The organism is Halobacteriovorax sp. RT-2-3 (assembly GCF_047085075.1).
Taxonomy (GTDB): Bacteria; Bdellovibrionota; Bacteriovoracia; order Bacteriovoracales; family Bacteriovoracaceae; genus Halobacteriovorax_A.
The window spans coordinates 380476-404261 of sequence record NZ_JBKIYF010000002.1 but is presented as its reverse complement, the minus strand read 5'-3'; the positions used below and the strand labels follow the sequence as shown (position 1 = coordinate 404261).

Here is a 23786-nt window from a genome sequence, read left to right as displayed (position 1 = left end):
TAGCTAGATTACTAAAGTTTCAATGGATAATTGTCGTGAAATGGGTCGGGATTACGTGTAAGTACCTAAAATTTCCATTTGTACCCGCGCCCTTTTCACAGGGGATTGCTTACCAGTTGGCGAAGTACATCAACGCAATTATTGCTTGTCTCAATGTCCAAGCGTTCGCGCTTTATCCACGCCTTTGCATAGCTTGTAACAAAGTTATGATCGAGAAGCTTCCTATAAAGATTGATAGGTGTGTTGGAGTCACTATTTGTGATTATTTTTTGAATTTTCATTTCAAGATTCCAATCAATCTTCATGCCGAGGCTGTCTTTTAAATTTAGAAGTGTCACAAGATCATCAATTGAATCTGTGCGCTCAAGAAATTTCTCCAAGAGGTATTTAAAGTCTCCATGGTTGGCAATAAGATATTCGGGTAATTCATTTGGTACGTTCATTAATGAGAGACGATCGATTATCCCTAGTGTCAGGTTATTTGAGTAACCTTTGGGAGGATTTTGAATTGCACTCATAAATTCTTCTGTACTAAGTGAACTTAGACTTTCTAGGAAGAGCTTATCATTATCCAAAATAGTATTTCGTTTATTTTGCATACGTGATTCAATTCTTTTAAAAAGATCTTTAAACTCCTCAGTTAATTTAAATGTCTTCTCATATTTTTCAGCTTGAACTTTTACCGAATCAACTGTGAATGGAAGCTTGTCTTGGCCATCTTTAAATAGTTCATGTGAGTGGGTCCAGTCCATGAGAATCCACCTTCCATCATGAGGAGAGTAGACGAGTTGACCGAGGTGGAAATCTTTCACTAATGTGTAGGCCGCAATTGATTCGAAAAAGTCTGGAAGTTTATCTAAGGCCTTTGCAAAATCTTCTGGATTTATCGCTTCTTTGTTTAAGAAGAATGCATCAAGATCAAAAGAATCTTTGAGATTCAATTTTTCAACGAGTAGGTAATTCTCTTTCTCATATGCATAGATCTCAGGAATTGAAACTCCTTGGCTTTCAAGACTCGCATGTCCTAGATAGAAGGCATCGATATAATTCGAATATTTTGAAAACGTGTTAAATGCTCCGTGATATTTTGGAACTCTTAGGGCGTAGATATTATTCCCTGATTTTACTTCATGGATGGTTGTTGTATTTCCAGCACCAAGGATTTTGATAAACTCGACCTTTTCACCATTCATAAGTTCAATGATTTGTCCTGAAACTAGGTCTTTACCACGGGATTCAATTAGGTCATTAAGACTTATATCAGAGGCAATGCTGGACGTTGCGAAGAAAGTCGCTAGTAGTAAATATCTAAATAGTCTTATAAACATGAGATTTATAGAGCAACTTAAATGCCAACGGTTATGATTTAAGTTGTTATAATCACGAAGGCCGGGGTGTCATTTTCTGTATATTTGAAGAAAGTTTAAACGATCTTTGATTTCAATAATCCCATAGGAAGATTTTTAAAAATAATAAAGACTAGGTTGGGCCGGTAAGGAATATCAGTGAGAACAAGAATAAATATTGGATTGAGTAGTATAAATATATACATAAATGAAATTAGATATGTGATAAGATTGGTCTTTAAATGTATATCATCCGATAAGTGTCCAGGAGACATATGAGTCAGCAACAATTTATTTTTATTTGTACGAACCCAGGTAATGAAATTCTTTTAAAAGAAGAAGTTAAAAACTTCTATCCAGAATTTACCTTTAGCTTTTCAAAGAAGGGCTTTGTTACATTTAAAAATACTGGTGTCGTTTATGACTTAAAAACCATCTCTCAACTACAGCTTACTTTTGCTACACGTTGTGGGATTTTTTATGGAAAGTCGAAACCGGAGACGATCGTTGAAGATGTAAAGAGTAGCGGCCTTGATATCGAAAATTTCATGATTCATAGCTTTGCAATTGGATGCGAAACTGACTTTGATGCTGAGGCGGCTTTTGGACGAGAGGTGAATGCTTACAGTGCTGAAGGAAAGACTGTTATTGATTTAATTAGTCTTGGCCCTGATGAAATTTGGTTTGGTGCCCACTCTGTTGCAAGTGGTTGTACTCGCTATCCTAATTCAATGGTGGAAGTTGATGTTCCTGAGAATACAGTTTCTAAAGGATATTTAAAACTTGCTCAAATTGTAAAACTCTATGCCGTTAAATTATTCAAAGGTGATTTATGGCTAGACTTTGGTTGTGCCCCTGGTGGAGCGTCACAGTTTCTTTTGAATGAAGGCTGCAAGGTTGTGGGAATTGATCCTGCAAAAATTGATCCAAGTTTAGCTAATAATAAAAACTTCTCACATATCAAAAGATCGGTTCAAGACCTTTCTCATGAAGACCTGCCAGAGGAGGTTCGTTGGATTCATGCAGATATTAATATAAATCCAAAACAATCCATCAAAGAGGTTTTACGTCTTGCTAAGAAGTATAACCGCACACTAAAAGGTGTTATTTTCACCGTTCAGGTTGTGAAGATGGAATATATTGAGAATATCGAATCATTTGAAGATCAATTCTATGATTGGGGATTTAACAATATTATTAGCCGCCAAGTTCCATCACATAAGAAAGAGTATATTATCTTAGCTACAAGATAGATCTCCTTTCTTATTTGAAATTTATAATATTAGTCATGATTAAAGTAAGTGTTGAGATTGCTGTGAAACACCAAAGTATCACACCTTGAAGCATAGGCTTAATTCCTGCCTCTTTAATATGATCTAATGTAATACTCGAACCGATATAAAAGAGAGTTAAAACCATAAGCTTTTTTGCTCCGGCGTAAATCATTAGTCCTGGCGACTTTAATTCTGGGATAAAAGTGACAAGTGCTGCTGCCGTGATGAATCCTAAAATAAACCAAGGCTTCTTTGTTTTTGTTTGAACAGATGCACCTTGCGTTTTAAGTTGCATGGCAGTTGTAACACTAAAGATAAGTGCTAATGGAATAATCCAAAGTGCACGAACTAATTTGACAATTGTTCCAACCTCAAGTGCCTGCGGTCCATAACTTAGAGATGCTCCAACAACGGAACTGGTGTCGTGAATCGCCAAAGCCGACCAAAGTCCAAATGATGTCTGATCTATTTTTAATAAGTGACCAACCCATGGAAAAACAAAGAGAGCAACGGCGTTTAATGTAAATACCACGGCCAATGAGACTGTTACCTCATGATTCTTTGCTTTGATAACAGGAGCGACAGCTGCAATTGCACTACCTCCACATATGGCCGTTCCGGAGTTTATTAAAAGTGTTGTATTTAGCGGTGTTTTAAAAAGTTTTCCTAGTAAAGTTCCTACAACAAATACTGCCAGTATACTAAGTGCCGTAAACCCAACTGACTGCAATCCAACTTTTGTCACTACATTCAAATCCATTCCCGCTCCTAGACCAATTACAGCTAGGGCCAATAACTTCTTTACTGCTTTAGTAGTCCATTCTTGAAATGGATTTCCTATAAATAGTGAGAATATGATTCCTGCAAAAAGGGCCGTTGCTGAAGACACCCACGGACTTAAACATAGGATAGAGAGGACGATGAATAGTAATTTCTTTACGCTTTGATTTTTCATAACTTTACTATCGCACTCTTTTTATGATTATGCTAAATTCGCTTCATGGAAAATAAGATAGAATTAGTAGAATATAATGATTTTTGGTTAAAAGTATTTGAAAAAGAAAGTCAGTCTCTGGCAAAGCTTTTGAGAAATAATTTAATGGGTTGTGAGCATATTGGCTCGACTGCTATGCCAAAAGTTGTTGCTCGTCCAACCCTTGATATTCTATGTGTTGTCCATACTCTTGATGGCATTGAAATGTTTCGAAATGAATTCAAGGCCCAAGGATTTTCCCTAACTTCAAATGATTCAAAACATTTCTTATTTGAGCGTAAAGCACCTGAAGGCAATAGAGTGCTGACAAGTGTGCGTATTCTTAAAAAAGGTGATGAAAGTATCAGTGATATCTTAGACTTTAGAGATTATTTAAATGCAGAGCCTATGATTGCGACTGAGTATAAGAATGCAAAGTTGAATCTCATACAAAATCACTCAAATGATATTGCTCTTTATGAAGAAATGAAGACAAGATTTATTGAGGCCGTATTATCTAAGATCAGTTAGAAATTATTGAGTTTTTAAGTTAAGAGTTGGTTAAGATTTTTTGGTAAATTCCGATAAGTTTGCTATGCTTATTAGTAAGATGTCGAAATTATTTATTAGCTTAATTCTATTAAGTGGCCTTACTGGCTGCCAACAAGTTTATGTGTCTCAAAATGTAGAAGCATCTAGCTCTACTACTATGATTCCTAAGAGTCCTCTTATTCATACAACTATTGTTAAGAAGGGTGAGATCAAAAGAGGCCAAGGTCTATATCAGGCACTACAAAATATTAATATCGATAATAAGCAGGCCCTGAATCTAATCAATCAACTTAGAGATGAAGTTGAGTTTTCAAAGCTGAAAGTAGGGGATCGATTAGAAGCAACATTCGACGAATACAACAAACTTATTAAATTTTCTTTTGCTCAAAATGACTATGAAACTCACTTGGTTTCTTTAAATGAAGATACTGGTAAGTGGGATTACTCATTAAGTGAGTTAGATACGTATTGGCAACCTCGTATGATCGAGGGACAACTAAACTCTGGCTCGACACTACAAGATGATCTTTTGGCCATGGGGCTAGAAAGATCAGTTGTTAATGAAGTTGTTAACGTTTTACTTTGCAAGGTTAACTTTAGAATGAATGCTCGTGCGGGAGACAATTACAGAGTTCTTCTTAGTGAAAGAAAACATTCTAAAAAAACAGTTCAAACGAAAGTTCTTTTTACTTCTTATAGTGGAGTAAAAGCTGGCAGTCATGAAGCTTATTTCTATGAAGACCAAGAGAAAAGTTCGACTTATACTGCACATTATACACCAAATGGGCAGGCCTTAATTAATTCTGGGCTTCGCTATCCACTTCCAAGACTTCACATTCGTTCAAGCTATGGCTGGCGTATGCACCCTGTAACGGGTAAGCGAGCTATGCATAGAGGAATTGATTTAAGAGGAAGAACTGGAGAGAGGGTTCATGCCGTTGCAGCTGGAAAAGTAATCATGTCTACTTACAATGAATTTGCGGGAAATAAGATTGGGATTAGACACAGAGACGGGTCAACTTCACTTTACTATCACCTTCACCGCCGTAATGTGAAAGTAGGTGCATGGGTTAGGTCTCATGAAGTGATTGGAACAGTAGGAGCTACTGGAAGAGTTACTGGGCCACACCTACATTTTGGATTTAAAGATTCGAGAGGTAGATGGTTGAATCCTTTAAATAAAAGAATGATCGCAACTCCTAAGCTTACTGGAGAGCGCCTTGCTAATTTACAAAATCAAGTGAGTAAAATTAAAGGTGTGGTTGCTGATTTACAAATTAGTAAAGAATCAAAATATCTTGTCGCTAATTTAGATAAGATCAAGCGTTTCCCGAGTGCTCTTGATAATTTTAGCTTTTTACCTAAAGAATAAGCTCAACTATTATTAAAGATTGTCGATAAACGTTCATATGCGTTTAAAGCTCTTTGTACTATCAATTCAATCTATAGTTCTTTTTTGCCTTGTTGGCCTAGGTTTTTATTCTTCTAATATTAAAGAAGGCCAACGATCAATAAGCTCTTACTCAACTTCAAGATCAGTTTCTGAAATAAGTTGTTCAAGTGCTCTTCGAACTTTTCTTTCTCCCTTAAATATTGAAGAGAATATTATGCTATGGCATATCTTTAAAGAGCAGGGAGCATCTGTGAATCCAAAGTATCTTTCACATGAAGACTTTGATTCTCTCGCATCAGATCCGGACCATAACTTTAAGCAAACTCAGACGAGTCAGCTAGAGGCCGTAAGTGGTCTTTATGCTCAAGAGAGGGGAATTATTGCTGCAGGAATTGAAAGAGGTCCTGAGGGAACGGAGTTTGTTGATGGTAATGGCATCTTCTGGGATGTCAAAACTCCAATTTCTCCACTTCTAACTCATTCATGGCGCTTTAATATTGAAAATGCTGGCAACAGTATTAAGCATAAGCTTGAGGCCGTAGGCAATATCCACATTCTTGTGGATCTCTCTTATATGAGACAGAGAAATGTAAGTGACCTAAAGAAATGGATTAAAAATAATATCTCTCAAGATCTACAACATAGAATTCGCTATGTTACAGTTCCTGATGCAATTGTTGATTAAAGCTTAGCAATATTTATTACGATGAGTAGGTATGAGATTAATTAAAGCACTTCTCATATTTCAATTTGTATTCTTTGGTCTTGCTGATGAGACCGAAATGAATACATTAACAATTCGCACCTCTAGCGAAAAGAGTAAGACTTATAAGATTAAAAAAATTGTTAAGACTAGGCTTTCAGCAGATAGTGGGCGTGTCATCGTTATAGAAACCTATGGAAAAGATAAATGTGTTATTCCCTTGGATAAGGTTGTGAATACTCCACGACCAAATTATGAAGGCTGTACACATTGCTTTGCCGATGATGCTGAGGTCGAAAATTATTATACTCAAATGTTTTTAAATCGCAGGAATCCTAGGATTACTTGTGATATTACGAATGGGGAAGCAGTTGGATTCAATTTTATTGGTGGAACAACTATTAACGGCGAATCAAAACTTGTTTCTTCTGGCCTTGTTCTAGAGTCTGCAGTTTATTCCGATGGACCATTTCTTCACAAAGAGACGAAACCTAATGCTCTTGAGAGGTTATTGGATGGAACAGCCGATCTTCTTCTCGACGCTGCATTTTAATATATTTTTTTTCTTTTTAAGTTTTATTAGTTCTTATAAGTATTCATGCACATTCATCATTTTAATCTTTAGATAACCTAAAGAATCACGTCTTATTCTGTCTCTTATGCATTTTTAGACGGTTGACAAAGCTTCTTACCGGCCAGTATTGGTGTCATCTATATTTATTTACAGAGAAATTTATCGGAGAGAAAAATGTTTCGTAGCTTATTAACGATTATGATTACTATTGCCTTTGCATCATCTGTTGTTGCACAAACTCAAGTACCAGCTGAGTTTGAAAAGATTAACACTTACAGAGAAATGAAGAATTATGCGCAAAATAACTTCGCCGCAAATACAACGTGTATGGATGAATATCATCAAAGAGTTAGGAAGCTTAGAAAAGATCTACTTATGCAACCAGTGAAGCTTACACTGGGGCTAGTTCAACTTCCAATTGTTGCGACAATCGGTGGATTTGTTCTTGGTGGTATTGCAGATGGTGGTCCAATTACTGAGTTCGGTGAAAAAATTCTAGAACTACTTGATATTGATTTAACAGAGACGATTGACGCTGAAACGGCCCAAAAGATTATGGATGATTTTGGAATTAAGCCAATTGAAGCAATTCAAACTGGAGCTGGTGCAGGGATTGGTGCTATTGGTATTGTTCTTGTATATAACGTTGTAAAGTTTGGTGTTATTAGCTCTAAAATTATTGCTGCTAAGAATGCCGCTAAAATGTCATTTACTGGTTATATTGGCGGTGGAAAGAAGTTTGATAAACTTGTTGCTAAGGTTAATAGAAGAGTAAATCGCGTTCTAAAAAAAGAAGGACTTGAAGAAATTGAGATTGCACCAGAAAGAATCTCTGATCTACTTATTGAGGCAGATCAAAAATCATTGTTTTGTACTGGAGAGCTTAGAAGGTCAAAGAGTGCAAAGAAGTTTGGAGCACCTCTTAGAAAGAGACTTGCAAAGAAGTCTGATATCTATCGATACCTAAAGAATACAATTTTAGCAGAGTACGGAATTACTAAGTAATTTATGCGGGCAAGCACTTGGTTTAGCGACGACGGTGTTTGCCTTTAGCATTTTGCTTGCGCTTCTCTTCACGTTTTGTTGTCTTACCACTGAAGTTAAACTCCTTATCTAAATCTTTAAAGAGTTTGTCATACTTACTTTTTTTCTTTTTCTGTGGCTGTTGCGGTTTCTTAGCAGGAGCTTTTTTAATAGCTTTTGCATCTTCTGATGAAGAACCCTCAATTAACTTGTAGAGAGTCGCAATTTCTCTCTCATTTAACTCACGCCAGTCTCCAACACCAAGGCCATCAAGACTTACATTCATGATACGAACACGATCAAGCTTAGTGACATTGTAGCCAAAGTATTCACACATACGACGAATCTGACGATTTAGCCCCTGAACAAGAGTAATTTTAAAAACCATTAAACTCATTTGTTCAACTTTACATTTCTTCGTCATCGTTCCTAGAATTGGAACACCTGCGCCCATACCATTAATGAAGTTATCATTGATTGGTTTATCAACTGTGACGACATACTCTTTTTCGTGATTATTTCCAGCACGTAAGATTTTGTTAACGATGTCACCGTTATTTGTTAGAAAGATGAGTCCTTGTGAGTCCTTGTCTAGGCGTCCAATAGGAAAGATTCTTTCCACGTGATTAACGTAGTCGACAATATTGTCTTTCTCACTACTTTCAGTTGTTGAGACAATACCGCGAGGCTTATTTAGAGCAATAATAATTTCTTTTTCAGCAACCTTTGGTTTAACGACCTGGCCACGAACTTCAACAATATCTCCTTCATTAACTGTGGCACCGATGTCTGCAAGAACACCGTTGATCTTAACAACTTGCTGTTCAATTAATTCGTCAACTTCACGACGAGAGCAGATACCACTTTGGCTAATGTATTTATTGATTCTCATTGCTGAATAAACCTTATCTAAGTAAATAATTGTGGGCCAATCTATCACATTTTTATGTCATAAATATAGCATCTTGAAATAATTCTCTCTTTTTGTGATCAATATGTTATCAAGAGCTTATGAGTAAAAAGAAAAAGACAACAATGGCATTACAAGGTGTAGGTATTGCACCAAATATTCTTCTCCAACATGTTGAAAATACAGCTCCTTTCTTATTCCAGGGAGAGCTTGATACGACAGGGGACAAACGTGCATTCCTTGAGAAGCTAAGGTTTTATAAGAAGAACCTTAAACAGCTAAATAATATCAATCTAGCAGAATACTTTCATATTTGTATCAGTGCTCACTGGGCAACGGCGGGAACATTTGTTCCTACAGATGTGGATAATCAGATTAGAGAGTCTTTGTGGAAGCATGGGCACATCTCAAAGCATATTGATAAGATGGCCAGACTTACAATTGAGTCTTGGACTTGGGACTACTCTCAGGTAACGAGTCGCAAGGCCTATAATAACGATAATAATACTGTCATGAGTACCCACGAAGGAACATGGTTAAGTGTTGCTATTGGTGCTTACTGTGCTCTTGTTAAAAATCGTAAGACTGAGCTTGCACAGGAGATGGCCGATGTCATCTTAGAAGAGATTAAAAAAGAAGAGCTAATTATGCAAAAGCTTCGTGAGGAAAGAGATCATATCAATTTTCTAAGAGCTGCTCCTCTAATGGCCCATAATTTTGGGGATCTGGACCGAGTGATGGTTCAGTGGAATATGAACCCTGAAGATGCTTTCTATAAGCGTATCTTTAAATTAGGTCATCAACTAAATGAAAATTACGATCCAATTCTTGTGTATACAGGAAAGGTGAATAAAGAGTTTTCTTCAAAAGAAAACCACCGTCACATGGCAATGAGACAGCCTAAGTGTTTAAGAAAATCTTCTAAGTTTTTAATTCCAGTTGGGCCATTTATGGATGACTGGGGAAGAATTCTTGGGGAGAGTGATCTTCTTTCGATGGAAGAGAAGGCCGAGATTGTAACGGCTTTCTATGATGGTTATAAGAGACAAGATGAAGCCTTTGGTTATATTCGCGGGTATAAGAATCTTGTTGATTCTATCGATGGAGGACTTGCTGCTTTAGAGATGTATCTTCCATTTGATCTTGTGGCAGAAATGAAGAAGTCAGAGTTTAGCGAACTCGCTAAATTATCTCGTGAAGAGTTTGAGGCAGACTACAAGAAGCGTCTTGAAGAATTCATCTGCCCCGTAACTAATTTAAAGTTTTAATCTTCACGTCTCTTTAAAAGAAAGCGCTGAATCTTCCCACTTGGAGTTTTTGGAAGTTCGTCAATGAACTCTATTTCACGTGGGTAGGCATGGGCAGCTAGTCCTTTTTTTACAAATTGACTTAATTCTTCTTCTAATTCTTTTGACGCCACAAAGCCTTTGTTTAAGACAACAAATGCTTTAACGATTTCAGTTCTTTTTGGATCAGGCTTTCCAATGACGGCCGTCTCTAAAACACAAGGATGCTCAAGAAGAACACTTTCAACATCAAATGGCCCAATTCGATAACCTGATGAAGTGATAACATCATCGTTTCGACCGACATAAGTTATACGTCCATCTTCTGTTTGTTCTGCCGTATCACCAGTTGTGTAAAAACCATTTGCGATGGCCGGAGTGTCGGCCTTTAGATAACCTTTAAACCACATAATGGGAGAGTTTGCGATATCAACAGCAATGACTCCTGGAGTATTTGGTGGTGCAACTTTTCCGTTCTCATCAAGAATGACAACGGTATAGCCAGGCATAGCATAGCCCATACTTCCTGGCTTAATTTCATGCTCGAGTTCATGGTGATTATTTACCGTCATTCCAGTTTCAGTTTGGCCGTAGTGATCGTTAATAACAACATCAAGCTTATCTTTAAACCAGTTTATAACTTCTGGGTTAAGAGGTTCTCCAGCACTACTGACAGCTCTTAACTGTCCCTTTATCGCCTTTGATACTTCTTCTCCATTTCCGATTAATAATCTAAAGGCCGTTGGAGAGCCTGCTAAATTTGTTATCTTATATTTTTGAATTACTCTAACTGTACTTTCAGCACTAAACCCACCTTCATAAAAAAGCAGTGCATTTCCATTTACAAGTGGACCAATAACTGAATAATAAAGTCCATAGGCCCAGCCTGGATCGGCCAGGTTCCAAAAGCGATCAGTTGGTTTTAGGTCAACTGCAAGATCCATATATTGCTTAAACGAAGAGAGGGCAAATAGTGGAACAGGTACGGCCTTTGGCAGTCCTGTGGTTCCAGAAGTTGAAAGAAGACAGAAAGTATCTTCGCCCTTTCTCATGACTGGTGCAAAATTTGTACTTTGCTCATCCATGGCCTTCTTAAAATTAATATCGTCTTGTGCCAATTGGTAATCATCAGATCGAACAAGCACACACTTCTTAGGATTCATCGGTAGTTCATCTAATTTTGCACGATTGGTATCATCGGTAAAAACGATTTTGGCCTGACTTGAATTTAGTCTTTGCTCAATTGCCTTCGGACCAAAAGCTGTAAAGAGTGGTTGATAGACAACACCAGCTTTCCACGCACCTAGGATTGTATAAAGAAGCTCTGGAGTTCGTGGCAGAAGTCCTGAAATGACGTCTCCTGGTTTTACTCCTTGGGCCACAAGAAAGTTTGCAAGTCTGGAAGTTTCTTCTTTTAACTTCTTAAATGTGATGACTTCTTCCTCACCATTAACTCCCTCCCAGTAGAGAGCAACCTTATCTGTAGCCGCATAGCGATCACAACACTCGACAGCAGCATTGATTGAGTTATTGATATCTCCATCGAAGAACTTATTAAACTCATTAATGTTGAAACTACTATAGTGATCTACGTATTTTCTTTTCATAACTTCTCCTTAAGGTATTAGTTTAATTATAAGGGGAAATTGATCTGTGTAAAACTTAATATGGTTAAGATGGTTAACTTTAAACTGTATTATTAGGTGTTTAGTGAAGATTTCTCCTTGTTATAAAATTATCTTATTAGATATTACTCATAAATTTATTGTATTTATTAAGTATGATTCTCTATCTTACTCTTAACCGAAGGGAGGAGAGATGAAGAATTTTCTACTAATCACACTTACAGTTTTTACGTCTGCAAGTCTGCTCGCAAGTGATGGGAGTATCGCTCGCAAAGATTTTGAGGTTCAAAACTATGCTTGTTACACAGATAGTATCGGGGCGCTAAGCGGTGCTGTGGATATGATTCTACATGATGCTCAGAAATGGTGTGATAGCTTAAATGGAGAGCTAAGCCGCCTGAATAGTAATGATCTAGAGGTCGTTGTTCACAATGAATCGCCATTTCCTGGTGGATGTAGTGGTGATGTTACTGTGAAATCGACATTTACTTGCTTTGCTAATGGGAAAATTACTATAATCGAATAGAAGACTTGAAGAAAAGGCCTATATGAAATCGATTAATGTTGAAAAGATAAACTCTGAAGTAAGTAAATTTATAAGTGAGAGAGATTGGGATCAATTTCACTCAAATAAAAATTTAGCAATGGCACTTAGTGTGGAGACTTCTGAACTTGTGGAAATCTTTCAATGGCTAAAGGAATGCGAATCCAATGATATTGCTTCTAATTCAATTCTCAAAGAAAAGCTAGAGGATGAGATTGCTGATATCTTTGTTTACCTGATGAGAATTGCAATTAAGTCCGATATTGATATTGAAGAGGTGACTCTTAGAAAAATACAAAAGAATGCCAAGAAATATCCAATTGAAAAAGCGAAGGGCTCAGCAAAGAAATATACTGAGCTCTAAGCCTATTTTTATTTTAAGTTTACTTCAAAGTACTTTTTATCTGGATCAATATTTACTTGATCTGTAACTTCATCAATTGTGAAGTATTCATTCACAAGCTTTTTATACTTAGACTTAAAGATAGTAATTGGACCACGACCTTTTAATTCATCAATTAAGTCTTGATTGAATAATTCTTTGTCGTAATTAACTCTAACTTCAGCGTATTTTCCATACATCAGTTTATTAGCATCCTTTTCACTTAAGAAAGGATCAAATTTTGTAACTCGTTTTTGATAGATAACTGTCAGTTCAATCTTATCTTTATTCCTAGAGAGCTTGATGTCTCCGAGCTGAACAGAGTGGTCGAGTTTGTTTAGTGCTACAACTTTAGGGCCACCACCATAGTCTCCACCAGCTAATATAGTCGTTGCTAAACTTGCTAGGATTATCCATTTTAAAACTTTCATAATTCACTCTTTGTAAATGTATCAGTCGTCATATAAGTAAAGACCCTCTTGCCTTTTACATTAGTGCGATACTGCTTCGCTATTTCAGCTTTCTTTATAAATGCTTCTTTATCGATCTCAAGCCATTTCTGATAAGCTTCCTCTGGTAGCGAATCAACATAAAGTCCGATGAAGTTATCACCAGTAATTTCACAGTTTTGGTGTTTAGAATACTTCTGCGATAGAGTTAAGCCGGCCTTCTTAATTATTTCAGCATCTAGCTGCACCCTAGATGTTCCAAGAGCGATCGCTCCATCATCGAGGTATTTAATAGCATTAAGAGAAAACATATTATCAAGAATATGTAGTCCATGCTCTCCGTATTTGAACATAATGAGATCACGAGTAACAGGTGCTGTATCAATTAAAAAGTAAATCTCGCAAAAGACATCATTCTTTAGGATTTCACTTTTAATCACTGCTGAGTAATCAACGTCAGTTTCAGGTAGATCGATTCCATCTTTAAGTACAACTTCTTTGATTGCAGTTGGAAGTAGGGGAAGTAGTTTTGAAGTATTACTTTCTCCAAGAAGAACGCGGTAAATTTTTAGAATTGTAATATGCCCAGGAGTATTCTCTTGGCGACAAATTCTTTGGATCGTCTTTGGATGAATATCAGCACTTTCAGCAAGCTTTCTTTGCCCAATCTTAGCATCCTTGAAGTTCACAAGGTAGCGATTGATATCGGCCTGTACTTGTGCCCTAAGGCCAAGCTTTGAATGGGAAGTAGAAATGCTATTTTGCATGGATATATAACTATCGTTCACTATTCATTTAATCAATAATTGTTGTGAAACTATGAAAATTTTGGACAAAAACATAGGATTTGTCCGTTCTAGGGCCTTGAAATTACGATATTGGACAAATGTCTTTGAAAATTTGGACAAAATTTGAAGAATATATATTTTTTGTCGTGCTTAGTTCAAATTACCCCCATAGAAAACATTGCTAACCAATTCTTGGAGGATTTATGAAAAACTTATTAATCGCACTTACACTAATCGCTGGACTTTCAACTCAAGCAAAAACAATCTCATACGATGTATTCGCAACTGAGAAAACTGTTGAATCTTCTAGAAAAGTAAACGTAAACGTATTTGACTTCAAACTAACTGAAGTTGTTGAATCAAAGAATGTTGTTGTTACTAACTGTAACTCAAATGGTCCAGTTAGAGATAGAGCTCAAACTGGTCTTTGTAGCGAAGTAACTCTTTCGAAAGTTCAAGTTGCTCAAGTTATTCTTAGCTTCAAGCCATTTGGTACAGCTGATCGTCACGGTGAAGTAAATAACGGAAAAAGAACTGAATTTGTAGCTTTCAATATCTCTCTAGATAAGCTATCAAGCTCTGACTTAGAAATCCTATCAAATGCTAAGAGATCTGATCGTAAAGCTCTTGCTCTTGAAATGTTTGAATTTGAAGTTGTTAGAGAAGGTGCTGTTCACACAATCATCCTTCTTTAATACATATGTCCATACCTTGATTTCCCTAAGGTCAAGGTATGGACTTCTAAAATTTCCAAGCAAGAATATGAGCAATCTTGTGTCCATGAATCATTTCAATAACTCGACTATCACTTACACCTTGTCTCTTAAGCTCTTTATTTAAATCAACTAGATTCTCTTTTTGAGAAATAAGAGTCGTAAACCAGTGACATTGTTGCTTAAATTCAACACTTTCTTGAATCATATTTGTGACAAATGCTTTCTCTCCACCTTCACACCAGAGCTCATTTTTTACTCCACCAAAATTCGATTTTGCCGTGGGGTTATGTCCTTTCTTGATTTTGTTTGCATTCAGATTTTTAAGCTTCTTAGCTCTCTCTTTATCGGCTTCTTCTTGTGATGAATAAAAAGGTGGATTACACATCGTGAAATCAAACTTCTCATCACTTTTAATTAGTTCTTTAAAGATATGTTGAGGTGATTTTTGAAAGCGTGCCTTAATATTCTTTTTTAAAGATGAATTTGCTTTAAGAATTGTATTGGCATGATTTATTGCTTCAGAGCTAATATCACTTCCAACAAATTTCCAACCATAGATACTATTACCAAGAATAGGGTAGATACAACTCGTTCCAGTTCCAATATCAAGTCCTTTTATTTTTGGACCAACTGGAACTTTTCCATTATTTTCCTCTGCTAAAAGGTCGGCAATATAATGAATATAGTCGACTCGTCCTGGAATAGGCGGTACAAGATTTCCTTGGGGAACACTCCAATTAGTCACTTTATAGTAATGAGCTAAAAGTGCCTGATTAAGACATAAAAGTGCTCCAGCATCCGAGAAGTTTACACTTTGATTTCCGTATTGATTTGCTTTTACATAACTTTCAAGAGTCGGAAAGCTCTTTATTAAAGCATTAAAATCATAGTTCTTATTGTGAAGATTTCTTGGATGTAGTTCTTTGTTATCTGTTTTCATTCAATATTTTTAACATACTTTTAACAGTTTATAAGAAAAAAGAACCTGCTCTGAAATTAGGAACAGTTCACATGGAGTTGTGATAAGAAATATTTACTATTTATTTGTTGGAATTATTTTTGAATTAGGGCGATGATAAAAAAAATATCTCGTGGAGGTAGATATGCATCGATCATGGGTTGTTGTTGCAAGCAAGTCTAATGCACGTATTTATGAGCGAAAAAAAAGAAATACCTTAAAGCTAATTAAATCCCTTGAAAATCCTAGGATTAAATTAAAAGAGGGAGAGGTGAATTCGGACCGCCATGGCTCAATGGCCAATAGTAGTGCTCACGGTTATCAATCTTTTACACCTAAGAAAACAAATAAGCAGCATCGTGAAGAATTATTTGCAAAAGAGATTAATCAGTTCTTAAATCAAAATCATGATAAGCATAATTTTGATGAGCTTGTGATAGTAGCGGAGAACTCTTTTTTAGGAGTGATAAGAAATAACTTGAATAGCAAGTTGAATAAGCAGGTTAGCAATTATTTAAATAAGGACCTCGGAAACTTGCCTGATAGTGAAATTGAAAAAATTATGGCCGCTTAGTGCAGCGTAATGGTTATAAAATTGTAAAACAAAAGGGTCAGGTAATGGCCCTTCTTTTTATTCTCTGATTACCTCGTTTTATCACTATTTATTGACTTTAGTTACTTTTGTTAAATCTTTTATCGTAGTGTGAAATCTTAGTAAGGTCCCTATATATAAGTGGTTTCAAGTGTTATCTTTTTGAAAGAGACTTAACAAGGGATTAGATATGAAGAAACTTATACTGTGTTGTGCTGTACTTTTATCAATGACTTCTATTGCTTCGCAGGAGAAGGTAAAAGAAGTAAAAAAAGAAAAGGTTAACAAAGATTCATCAAAAGATTGTAAAAGTCACAATAAAGCTGGAATTAAAGAATATCGAAGTGAGTTTTTTGGAAAATAATTTGGAGGTTTAACATCCAAATTTAAGAGAGGTTAAATATCTTTCTATTCAATTATATGTTTAAATTAAAATACTCTGAGAGGTGCTGACTTAAGGAGATGAAAGTGAAAAAACTTGCAATCGTTCAGCTTCCACCTGTATTTTTAAATTTAACAAAATCAATCGAAATAGCTTGTGATTCTATCACAGAAGCAGCTAGAGAAGGCGCTCAGCTAGTCATGTTCCCTGAGGCATATTTACCAGGTTATCCTTCTTGGGTATGGCGGCTTCGACCTGGTGGAGATATGCTGATGTTTAAAGAACTTCACCATGTTCTTTTTAAAAACTCAATTGATCTCTCTAAAAATCAACTATCAGATATTCAAGAAACAGCTAAGAAGAAAAACGTAACCGTTGCAATTGGCTTTAATGAAATTAACTCTGAAGCAAGTGGCTCAACACTATTTAATTCATATGCCATTATTGGCCCAGATGGTGAAATTCTAAATCTACATCGAAAGTTAATTCCAACTAACCCTGAACGCATGGTTTGGGGCTGGGGAGATGCTCGTGGCCTAAATGTTGTGGATACTCCGGCCGGAAAAATTGGAAGCCTCATATGTTGGGAAAATTATATGCCACTTTCTCGCTTTAGTTTATATGCCCAAGGGGTCGAGGTTTACTTGGCCCCAACTTGGGACTGTGGGGAATCTTGGCTTGGAACTCTTAAGCATATAGCTAGAGAGGGAGGCTGCTGGGTCGCAGGATGTTCTACAGCTATTCAATGTTGTGATATTCCTGATGATGTACCTTTTAAAGATGATGTTTTCCCAGAGCCAGATGATTGGTTATCTGATGGTGATGCTGTTTTATTTAAACCATTTGGAGGTGCCGTTGCTGGTCCAATGTCACGGGAAAAAGGAATTCTTTATGCAGAATATGATTTAGAGGAAGTTATTGATGCAAGAAGATCTCTTGATATTGGAGGTCATTATTCTCGACCAGACATTTTTAATTTAACAGTAGATAAAAGCAAAATGGATTCATTTCATTTGAAAAAAGCAAGTTAGCATAGGTCCTTTATTAAAGGACCTACGTGATCATACTTGGGCCTTAAGTGAGTATTTTTTACGATGAAAAACGATAAGGATAATTAAGCAAATGATTCCAACTATAACTCCAATTGGCTGGGCCTGCTCTTTTGAAAGATTAACTCCTATAGGAGCAGTCAGAATATATGAAATTGTAACTGCCGTTCCAACAATTGCTGGTAGGCTAACTATCCAGTGTATTGCTTTGCGATCAAATAAATACTTCGTTGCAAGCCAGAGAACACTTGTTGATAAGAGCATATTTGAAAAGGCAAAGTAGCGCCAAATAAGAGAGAAGTCGATTTTTGTCATAAAGTAGGCGACAGTTAGAATTGGTATTGAAACCAATAGTCGATTCCTTATGCTTTGATGAATATTAAATGCATCAATAATCGTTAATCTTAATGAGCGAAATGCAGTATCTCCTGAAGTTATAGGGAAGACTGCAACCGCCAAAACGGCCATAACACCACCAAGAGCACCTAGGTATGTTGAGGAGATCTGTTTCACGACTAGCCCTGGACCACCTTGTGCAATAACGGCCTTTAGTTGTACGTAACCTTCTGGAAACGCAGATATTCCGGCAAGGGCCCAAACACATGCCACAACACCTTCAGCTAACATCGCTCCATAGTAAACTGGCCTTACATATTTTTCATTTCCAAGACATCTTGCAATGATTGGAGCTTGTGTTGAATGAAATCCACTAATTGCACCACAAGTGATTGTCACGAATAAGAGTGGCCATACAGGGGGTCCATTAGGATCTCTGTTTAATAATTCATAGTTAATATGTGAATGCGATATGTATGCAAAGATATTCTCTATTTTTGGTAACATTGGTGCGTGAAGAATTAATGAAATTGCTATCAAGACGGTCATTACAACCATTAATAGACCAAATAATGGATAAAATTTTGTAATAATTTTATCGATAGGAAGTAATGTCGCTAATAGATAGTAAGCGAGAATGACTAGTACCCAGAAGTTATTACTGGCAAACATCGTGTCTTTAAAGGCATCGAGATTGCTGATTAGGCCGGCGGGGCTCATGATAAATACAACACCAACAAAGAAGAGGAGCATTGCTGTAAAAAGTAGCATGATCGCTTTGAAGTATGTGTTTAAATAGTGACCTGCTATTTCAGGTAAACTTTTTCCATCCTCCTTAATACTAAGTACTCCCGAGTAGAAGTCATGGACAGAGCCTCCAATGATATTTCCCAATACAATCCAAACGAGTGCGATAGGTCCATAAATAGCACCTAGTATTGGTCCAAAAATAGGGCCAACTCCCGCGATATTTAGAAATTGAATTAGGAACGCCTTTGTAGGTGATACTTCAACATAATCAACACCATCTTCAAATTTTTTAACTGGTGTTAGATTCTGAGAGTCGATACCTGCTTGTTTTTCAACAAATGGGCTATAGAATTTATAAGCAAAAGCAAGCATCAAAAGACAAATGATAAAAATAAGCACTTAACACATCCATGGTTAAAAGTTTTCTTTATTCATTATAACTGGATAATAGTAATTATTTGGTAAATTCTAAAAGTAAATTTTATTGAAATATATGCTAAACTCTTTATAGAGGAAAATATGACAAATGAATTTATCTATATTGACTACCTTGGTACCTTTGCCTTCGCTGTTACAGGTGCTTCAGTTGGTGGAAAATCAAAGCTTGATCTATTTGGAATGCTATTCTTGGCCTTCCTAACTGCTGTTGGGGGAGGTACGGTAAGAGACCTTATTATAGCTGAGCCTGTTTTTTGGACTAAGAACCCAATTTATCTTTATATCATTATCATTGCAACTCTCTCGACTTTTTTCATGAGAAAGTTTTATGAGCGCCAAAGTTCATTACTATTATTTCTGGATACACTAGGACTTGGTTTCTTCGTTGTAATTGGAACTCAAAAGACTTTGCTTTTGGGATTTAATAATGAAACGTCATTATTGATGGGAGTTGTGACTGCAGTGCTAGGAGGGATCTTACGATCGGCATTCAGCGGAGAATTATCAATTCTCTATCAGAAGGAACTATATGCGACAGTAGCTGCGATTTCGTCTGTCGTCTTCATCATTCTTTCTCAAATTGATTTTGATCCTCTATACCCAGCGCTGGCAGTAATGATCACAACATTTGTTCTAAGGTATGGTGCTATTAAATTTGGCTTGAAGCTCCCAACGATGAAAGAATAGCTCAATTCCATTTTGGATAATAGCCAAGTGATTCATGCACGTAGAAGTCGTGTGTTGGTACAATGATGTAGCCTTTTTGTTGCATTAGTTTTACGATCTCAATTTTCTTACGTGCCATCTCCTTGTCTGTATCAACTAACTTAGAAGAAAGATAGGGCTTGTTTTGAAGTGGACTAAGTTGTCTTGTTGTCCAAATAGCATCGCCGACAAAGAAATACTTCTTACCATCTTTAGCATTATTGAGAATAATTCCAAGTGAGCCATGGGTATGTCCAAAAAGAGGTACAATTATGACATTCCTGTCCCCAAAGACATCATAGTATTTGTGAAAACTAAGGTATTCTTCTTCTTTCCATTTAAAAGCTTTTGTTTTGATATTTTTAAATTGAGAAGGAAATGTACGATTTGGAGTAGGGTGAATTACTTCATGCATTTCTTCTTCGCTTACAAGTGTTGTAATTTCTGGATAATCGATAAGGCCACTAGCATGATCCCAATGAGCATGAGAAAGAATAATATTTTCAATCTTATAGTGATCCTTGATTTGATCTTTAATTGAATCAAGCTTATGGTAAGCAAATATAGGCTTTGCCCACCAAGACATATCGAGTGCAAATTGATCATGCACATCATCGCCTAGGCCAGTTTCAAAAAGAATATACTTACCTTTATTCTCTATGAGAAAACCGGCATGATTCACCATCATTGTTTTAAAAAGACTACCTTCTTCATAAATTAGGGCCTCTAATGTCTTTGCTGTGCCTGTTTGAATAATTGAAAAGCGAGGAGCTTCACTTGCCGCTAGAATATTAAATGCTAATAGTACTGTAAAAAAATATTTCACTTGTTTTCCTTTTTATGATTAGTTTAGATTAGTATAAACCTTAAACCATACTTTAAGGTCAAGCTCTGGAGTAAAAAAATGAAAATAGGTGATTTATCTAAGCAGACGGGAATACCTTCATCGGCCATTCGTTATTATGAAAAGATGGAGCTTCTTGTTCCTAAAAGAGGTGATAATGGCTATCGAGTTTATCCTGTTGAAGCTGTCGAACTTTTAAAACTAATTGTGCAGGCAAAAGAGCTTGGTTTTTCACTTTCTGAAATTAAGTCAATGGCAAAAGTACTCGCCTCTAAAAATCCAAATGGTAGACTTCGAAAACAACTTGAAGAAAAATTAACTCAACTAGATGAGCAAATAAAAGTTATCAGAAAATTTCAAAAGAATATTAGGGGACTGTTAGAGTCTAATTGTCCGCTGTAAAGATTTCGACTAATTTTGCTTTATTAGAAATAAGATCGTCCAATGTGTATTCATTGAGTGCTTCATAGAATTTATTTTGAGCAATTATCAGTGCACTCTTTAACTTACAAGTTGGATTAATTATACAATTTCCTGAATTACCAAAGCACTCAACAAGTGGAGAGTCCTCTTCTAATTGGCGTACTAAGTTTCCAATTACTATTTGGCCAGGTGCAGTGGAAAGCGTGATGCCTCCACCTTTTCCTTTATAGGAGTCAATGATTCCCATTGAGGAAAGATTGTGAACGACTTTCACAAGATGATTTCTTGAGATTTTATACTTGTCGGCTATCTCTGCTACAGTAGAGCGTTCATCGCCCTTTAGAGCGATATATATAAGTACTCGTAAACTATAATCTGTAAAACTGGCCAAACGCATATTAATTTTCCTGTTTACTTTAATACCATTTAAGTCTAGCATACATAATATGTATTTCAGATATATATTAAGGAGATGAAATGACAAAGTTATTTGAAAGAATTGGCGGTAGAGAAGCAGTTAACGCAGCTGTCGATGTTTTTTATAATAAGGTTCTAGCTGATGAGCGCATTAGGCACTTTTTTGAAGGAATCGATATGGCCGCTCAAAGAAGAAAGCAAATTATGTTTTTAACTTATGCCTTTGGTGGTCCAAATACATATGATGGAAAGGGAATGAGAGAAGCTCACGAGGCCCTTGTTGCTCAAGGATTAAATGATGAGCATTTCAATGCCGTTGTTGAAAATCTTGGCGCTACTTTACAAGAGCTGGGTGTGGCAGATGAGCTAATTAAAGAAGCTGCAGCAATTGCTGAGTCGACTAGGGCCGACGTTCTTCTTAAGTAAGCAGAGAGAGTGATGGGATTAAGAGCACTATTTTCAATCAGTTTTAGGCCATTTTTTCTTATGGCCGGATTAATGGCGGCCCTTAATCCCATTATTTGGGTTCTTTCTTATCTTGGGCACATCGATGTACCACTGAACTCGCTTGATACGATATTTTGGCACTCGCATGAAATGCTCTTTGGTTTTTGTGGTGCCTTGATCGCTGGATTTTTGTTAACAGCAAGTGCTAATTGGACTGGTTCTAGGCCTTATCAAGGAAAGTGGTTGGCTTTCTTACTTCTCATTTGGGGCCTTGAAAGGTTGGCCTATTTTATTCCTCTTGGGCCCTCTAGCTTGCTTATTAACTTAAATCTTTTTTTCCCTATATTATTAATAATGCTTTTAGTTAAACTTTGGCATTTTCCAAAGCAGAAATTTGTTTTTATTCCTCTACTATTAGGCTTTTCTTTGAGTAGTTTTTTGCACACGTGGGGAAATTTATTTCAAGAAGCTGTCGTGGCAGATTATGGAAGAGACCTTGCGATTGGGCTAATACGTTTTATTATTTTGTTGATCGCTGGAAGGGTAATACCTTTCTTTTCCAGAAGTAAAATATCAAATATTAGTATTGATGTTCCTAATTGGCTAAACCTTCTTAGCTTAGGTTCTGTTTTGATGCTGGCCGTTTTATGGAATCAAGACAATCTTTCATCTATTAACCTCGCAATTCTTATTATTGCTATTGTCTCAAATTGCTTTAGACAATATTTATGGCGTCCTTTAGCAACTATAAGCATTCCGATCCTCTTTATTCTGCACATAGGAATTGCACTAATTAATCTTGAGTTAATTCTACGATTTGTAGGTATTTTTAATATGCGTGTTAATGAGACAAATGCAGCCTTACATTTACTTCTTGCTGGGGGGCTAGCAGTCGTTGCAATAGGGATAATGACACGTGTTTCGCTAGGACATACTGGTCGATCAATTCAAGCAGATACTTGGACGAAGTTATCTTATCTACTAATCATAATTGGTGCACTAACACGTTCGTTAATTCCAATCATATCGTCACAGTATTATTTTACTAGTTTGTATGTGGCCGTATTATTTTGGTGTGGTGGGTTTGCTATTTTTCTTCTTAAGTACTTTAAAATTCTAATAGCACCAAGACCAGATGGAAGAGAGTATTAGCTTGCTTCACGGGTTTCAACAATTTCCTCTTCTCTAACTTTTTCTTCTTTTCGAATTTCTGCTAATTTTTCGATGGCCTCTTTTCGTTCTGTATCACCAATATCAACTGTTCTCGTACTTATCTCACTAAGCATATCTGCTCTTCCGTATAAAATGGCCGTATCACCAGTCGTTATGACATAGTCTTTTGAAGGAAGTCCTAAGTATTCTCCGTTAGCTACTTGCACTCCGAGGACAATAAGTCCCTCTCTCGGAAGTGAGAGCTCTCTTACAGTTTTATTAGCAAACCAGTGATTATCTGAAACATACACTTCTCCAATACCAAAACTATCTCCAAGATGTAGGAGATTTGCGTAATCCACGAGTTCCACATTTGATAGTTTTCCTAAGTAAACTTTAAGTTTCTTATTAAGCCACTTATTAAAGAAATTGCTTTGTGTGATGTATATAATTATTGAAAAAAGAGTGATCGCAACTGCAAAACGACTAAGTCCTTCAACTGTTGTATCGATATTAACAAATGATAAAATAGCGGTTGATATAACAGAGATTATACCTACATTACTAATAGTCATCAGAAAACTGAGAACGCGCCTTCTCAAAGGATGATTAACAAGACTTTCAGACTCACTGGTCGTGTATCCTGTTCCAGTAAGAGCTGACTTTGCCTGAAATCTTGCTACCTCATCACTTAATCCCGTCAATACCAGTATTTTTGTGGCAACTTTCACAATGGTTATTGAAGTAAATAAAAT

At 36.4% G+C, this 23786-nt stretch carries 28 protein-coding genes; 17 read left to right on the top strand and 11 right to left on the bottom strand.

The window, feature by feature from the left end; genetic code table 11:
• Window positions 1-95 precede the first annotated feature (95 nt).
• Window positions 96-1328, bottom strand: a complete 1233-nt coding sequence (locus tag ACMAYX_RS07735; protein ID WP_412471812.1) for a hypothetical protein — start codon at window positions 1326-1328, stop codon at window positions 96-98.
• A 293-nt stretch (window positions 1329-1621) separates the two neighbouring features.
• Here ACMAYX_RS07735 and ACMAYX_RS07730 point away from each other — a divergent pair, with 293 nt between their 5' ends.
• Window positions 1622-2599: an SAM-dependent methyltransferase gene (locus ACMAYX_RS07730; protein WP_412471813.1), complete on the top strand. Its 978-nt coding sequence runs from the start codon at window positions 1622-1624 to the stop codon at window positions 2597-2599.
• A 10-nt stretch (window positions 2600-2609) separates the two neighbouring features.
• On the opposite strand, the gene ACMAYX_RS07725 is transcribed toward ACMAYX_RS07730, so the two are convergent.
• Entirely contained in the window at window positions 2610-3575 is a 966-nt protein-coding gene (locus ACMAYX_RS07725; protein ID WP_412471814.1) for a YeiH family protein, read from the bottom strand.
• Between the two features lie 45 nt (window positions 3576-3620).
• Between ACMAYX_RS07725 and ACMAYX_RS07720 the strand changes: the two genes are divergently transcribed.
• The 5 genes from ACMAYX_RS07720 (at window position 3621) to ACMAYX_RS07700 (ending at window position 7820) form a co-directional block, all read left to right on the top strand.
• Complete coding sequence (locus ACMAYX_RS07720) at window positions 3621-4124, top strand: GrpB family protein (RefSeq protein ID WP_392992862.1); 504 nt, start codon at window positions 3621-3623, stop codon at window positions 4122-4124.
• A gap of 64 nt (window positions 4125-4188) precedes the next feature.
• Complete coding sequence (locus tag ACMAYX_RS07715; protein WP_392992859.1) at window positions 4189-5517, top strand: M23 family metallopeptidase; 1329 nt, start codon at window positions 4189-4191, stop codon at window positions 5515-5517.
• Window positions 5518-5536: 19 nt separating this feature from the next.
• Complete coding sequence (locus tag ACMAYX_RS07710; RefSeq protein ID WP_233189719.1) at window positions 5537-6223, top strand: hypothetical protein; 687 nt, start codon at window positions 5537-5539, stop codon at window positions 6221-6223.
• 31 nt (window positions 6224-6254) lie between these two features.
• Window positions 6255-6794, top strand: a complete 540-nt coding sequence (locus ACMAYX_RS07705; RefSeq protein WP_412470221.1) for a hypothetical protein — start codon at window positions 6255-6257, stop codon at window positions 6792-6794.
• 195 nt (window positions 6795-6989) lie between these two features.
• Window positions 6990-7820 (top strand): hypothetical protein, encoded by an 831-nt coding sequence (locus ACMAYX_RS07700; RefSeq protein WP_412470220.1) that lies wholly within the window; start codon window positions 6990-6992, stop codon window positions 7818-7820.
• A gap of 22 nt (window positions 7821-7842) precedes the next feature.
• Here the strand turns inward: ACMAYX_RS07700 and rluF are convergent, their stop codons facing one another.
• Window positions 7843-8730: a 23S rRNA pseudouridine(2604) synthase RluF gene (gene rluF / locus ACMAYX_RS07695; RefSeq protein ID WP_103218292.1), complete on the bottom strand. Its 888-nt coding sequence runs from the start codon at window positions 8728-8730 to the stop codon at window positions 7843-7845.
• A gap of 119 nt (window positions 8731-8849) precedes the next feature.
• On the opposite strand from rluF, the gene ACMAYX_RS07690 reads away from it, so the two are divergent.
• On the top strand, window positions 8850-10016 hold the full coding sequence (locus ACMAYX_RS07690; RefSeq protein ID WP_103218291.1) for a hypothetical protein: 1167 nt from the start codon (window positions 8850-8852) through the stop codon (window positions 10014-10016).
• On the opposite strand, the gene ACMAYX_RS07685 is transcribed toward ACMAYX_RS07690, so the two are convergent.
• Complete coding sequence (locus ACMAYX_RS07685) at window positions 10013-11641, bottom strand: AMP-binding protein (protein WP_412471815.1); 1629 nt, start codon at window positions 11639-11641, stop codon at window positions 10013-10015. The two genes, ACMAYX_RS07690 and ACMAYX_RS07685, sit on opposite strands and share 4 nt — an antisense overlap.
• A gap of 211 nt (window positions 11642-11852) precedes the next feature.
• Here ACMAYX_RS07685 and ACMAYX_RS07680 point away from each other — a divergent pair, with 211 nt between their 5' ends.
• Together ACMAYX_RS07680 and ACMAYX_RS07675 are read left to right on the top strand one after the other, a co-directional pair.
• A complete protein-coding gene (locus ACMAYX_RS07680; protein ID WP_412463273.1) occupies window positions 11853-12185 on the top strand; it encodes a hypothetical protein in 333 nt (110 codons plus the stop codon).
• 22 nt (window positions 12186-12207) lie between these two features.
• Window positions 12208-12567, top strand: a complete 360-nt coding sequence (locus tag ACMAYX_RS07675; RefSeq protein WP_412471816.1) for a nucleotide pyrophosphohydrolase — start codon at window positions 12208-12210, stop codon at window positions 12565-12567.
• A gap of 8 nt (window positions 12568-12575) precedes the next feature.
• Here the strand turns inward: ACMAYX_RS07675 and ACMAYX_RS07670 are convergent, their stop codons facing one another.
• Together ACMAYX_RS07670 and ACMAYX_RS07665 are read right to left on the bottom strand one after the other, a co-directional pair.
• Entirely contained in the window at window positions 12576-13016 is a 441-nt protein-coding gene (locus ACMAYX_RS07670; protein WP_103218288.1) for a hypothetical protein, read from the bottom strand.
• On the bottom strand, window positions 13013-13801 hold the full coding sequence (locus tag ACMAYX_RS07665) for a hypothetical protein (protein ID WP_103218287.1): 789 nt from the start codon (window positions 13799-13801) through the stop codon (window positions 13013-13015). The genes ACMAYX_RS07670 and ACMAYX_RS07665 overlap by 4 nt, the downstream gene beginning before the upstream one ends.
• Before the next feature lie 224 nt (window positions 13802-14025).
• Here ACMAYX_RS07665 and ACMAYX_RS07660 point away from each other — a divergent pair, with 224 nt between their 5' ends.
• Window positions 14026-14517, top strand: coding sequence for a hypothetical protein (locus ACMAYX_RS07660; protein WP_103218286.1), 492 nt, complete (start codon window positions 14026-14028; stop codon window positions 14515-14517).
• Window positions 14518-14563: 46 nt separating this feature from the next.
• Here ACMAYX_RS07660 and rlmF read toward each other — a convergent pair whose 3' ends face one another.
• A complete protein-coding gene (rlmF, locus tag ACMAYX_RS07655; RefSeq protein ID WP_412471817.1) occupies window positions 14564-15478 on the bottom strand; it encodes a 23S rRNA (adenine(1618)-N(6))-methyltransferase RlmF in 915 nt (304 codons plus the stop codon).
• 163 nt (window positions 15479-15641) lie between these two features.
• On the opposite strand from rlmF, the gene ACMAYX_RS07650 reads away from it, so the two are divergent.
• The 3 genes from ACMAYX_RS07650 to ACMAYX_RS07640 all read left to right on the top strand — a co-directional run bounded on the left by ACMAYX_RS07650 (window position 15642) and on the right by ACMAYX_RS07640 (window position 17501).
• On the top strand, window positions 15642-16070 hold the full coding sequence (locus ACMAYX_RS07650; protein WP_103218284.1) for a host attachment protein: 429 nt from the start codon (window positions 15642-15644) through the stop codon (window positions 16068-16070).
• A gap of 208 nt (window positions 16071-16278) precedes the next feature.
• Complete coding sequence (locus ACMAYX_RS07645) at window positions 16279-16452, top strand: hypothetical protein (RefSeq protein ID WP_158246892.1); 174 nt, start codon at window positions 16279-16281, stop codon at window positions 16450-16452.
• 98 nt (window positions 16453-16550) lie between these two features.
• Window positions 16551-17501 carry a carbon-nitrogen hydrolase family protein gene (locus ACMAYX_RS07640; protein WP_103218283.1) on the top strand — a complete coding sequence of 317 codons (951 nt, stop codon included), beginning with the start codon at window positions 16551-16553 and terminating at the stop codon, window positions 17499-17501.
• A 30-nt stretch (window positions 17502-17531) separates the two neighbouring features.
• Here the strand turns inward: ACMAYX_RS07640 and ACMAYX_RS07635 are convergent, their stop codons facing one another.
• Entirely contained in the window at window positions 17532-19004 is a 1473-nt protein-coding gene (locus tag ACMAYX_RS07635; protein ID WP_103218282.1) for a carbon starvation protein A, read from the bottom strand.
• Window positions 19005-19124: 120 nt separating this feature from the next.
• On the opposite strand from ACMAYX_RS07635, the gene ACMAYX_RS07630 reads away from it, so the two are divergent.
• A complete protein-coding gene (locus ACMAYX_RS07630; RefSeq protein ID WP_103218281.1) occupies window positions 19125-19730 on the top strand; it encodes a trimeric intracellular cation channel family protein in 606 nt (201 codons plus the stop codon).
• Between the two features lies 1 nt (window position 19731).
• On the opposite strand, the gene ACMAYX_RS07625 is transcribed toward ACMAYX_RS07630, so the two are convergent.
• Window positions 19732-20574, bottom strand: a complete 843-nt coding sequence (locus ACMAYX_RS07625) for an MBL fold metallo-hydrolase (protein ID WP_412471818.1) — start codon at window positions 20572-20574, stop codon at window positions 19732-19734.
• A 78-nt stretch (window positions 20575-20652) separates the two neighbouring features.
• Here ACMAYX_RS07625 and ACMAYX_RS07620 point away from each other — a divergent pair, with 78 nt between their 5' ends.
• Window positions 20653-20994, top strand: coding sequence for a MerR family transcriptional regulator (locus ACMAYX_RS07620; protein WP_103218279.1), 342 nt, complete (start codon window positions 20653-20655; stop codon window positions 20992-20994).
• Here the strand turns inward: ACMAYX_RS07620 and ACMAYX_RS07615 are convergent.
• Window positions 20978-21454, bottom strand: coding sequence for an RrF2 family transcriptional regulator (locus ACMAYX_RS07615; RefSeq protein WP_199177549.1), 477 nt, complete (start codon window positions 21452-21454; stop codon window positions 20978-20980). The two genes, ACMAYX_RS07620 and ACMAYX_RS07615, sit on opposite strands and share 17 nt — an antisense overlap.
• 38 nt (window positions 21455-21492) lie before the next feature.
• Between ACMAYX_RS07615 and ACMAYX_RS07610 the strand changes: the two genes are divergently transcribed.
• Entirely contained in the window at window positions 21493-21858 is a 366-nt protein-coding gene (locus ACMAYX_RS07610) for a group I truncated hemoglobin (protein WP_103218277.1), read from the top strand.
• Window positions 21859-21870: 12 nt separating this feature from the next.
• Complete coding sequence (locus ACMAYX_RS07605; RefSeq protein ID WP_412463470.1) at window positions 21871-23031, top strand: NnrS family protein; 1161 nt, start codon at window positions 21871-21873, stop codon at window positions 23029-23031.
• On the opposite strand, the gene ACMAYX_RS07600 is transcribed toward ACMAYX_RS07605, so the two are convergent.
• Window positions 23028-23735 (bottom strand): TrkA C-terminal domain-containing protein, encoded by a 708-nt coding sequence (locus tag ACMAYX_RS07600; RefSeq protein ID WP_412470214.1) that lies wholly within the window; start codon window positions 23733-23735, stop codon window positions 23028-23030. The two genes, ACMAYX_RS07605 and ACMAYX_RS07600, sit on opposite strands and share 4 nt — an antisense overlap.
• Window positions 23736-23786: the final 51 nt, after the last annotated feature.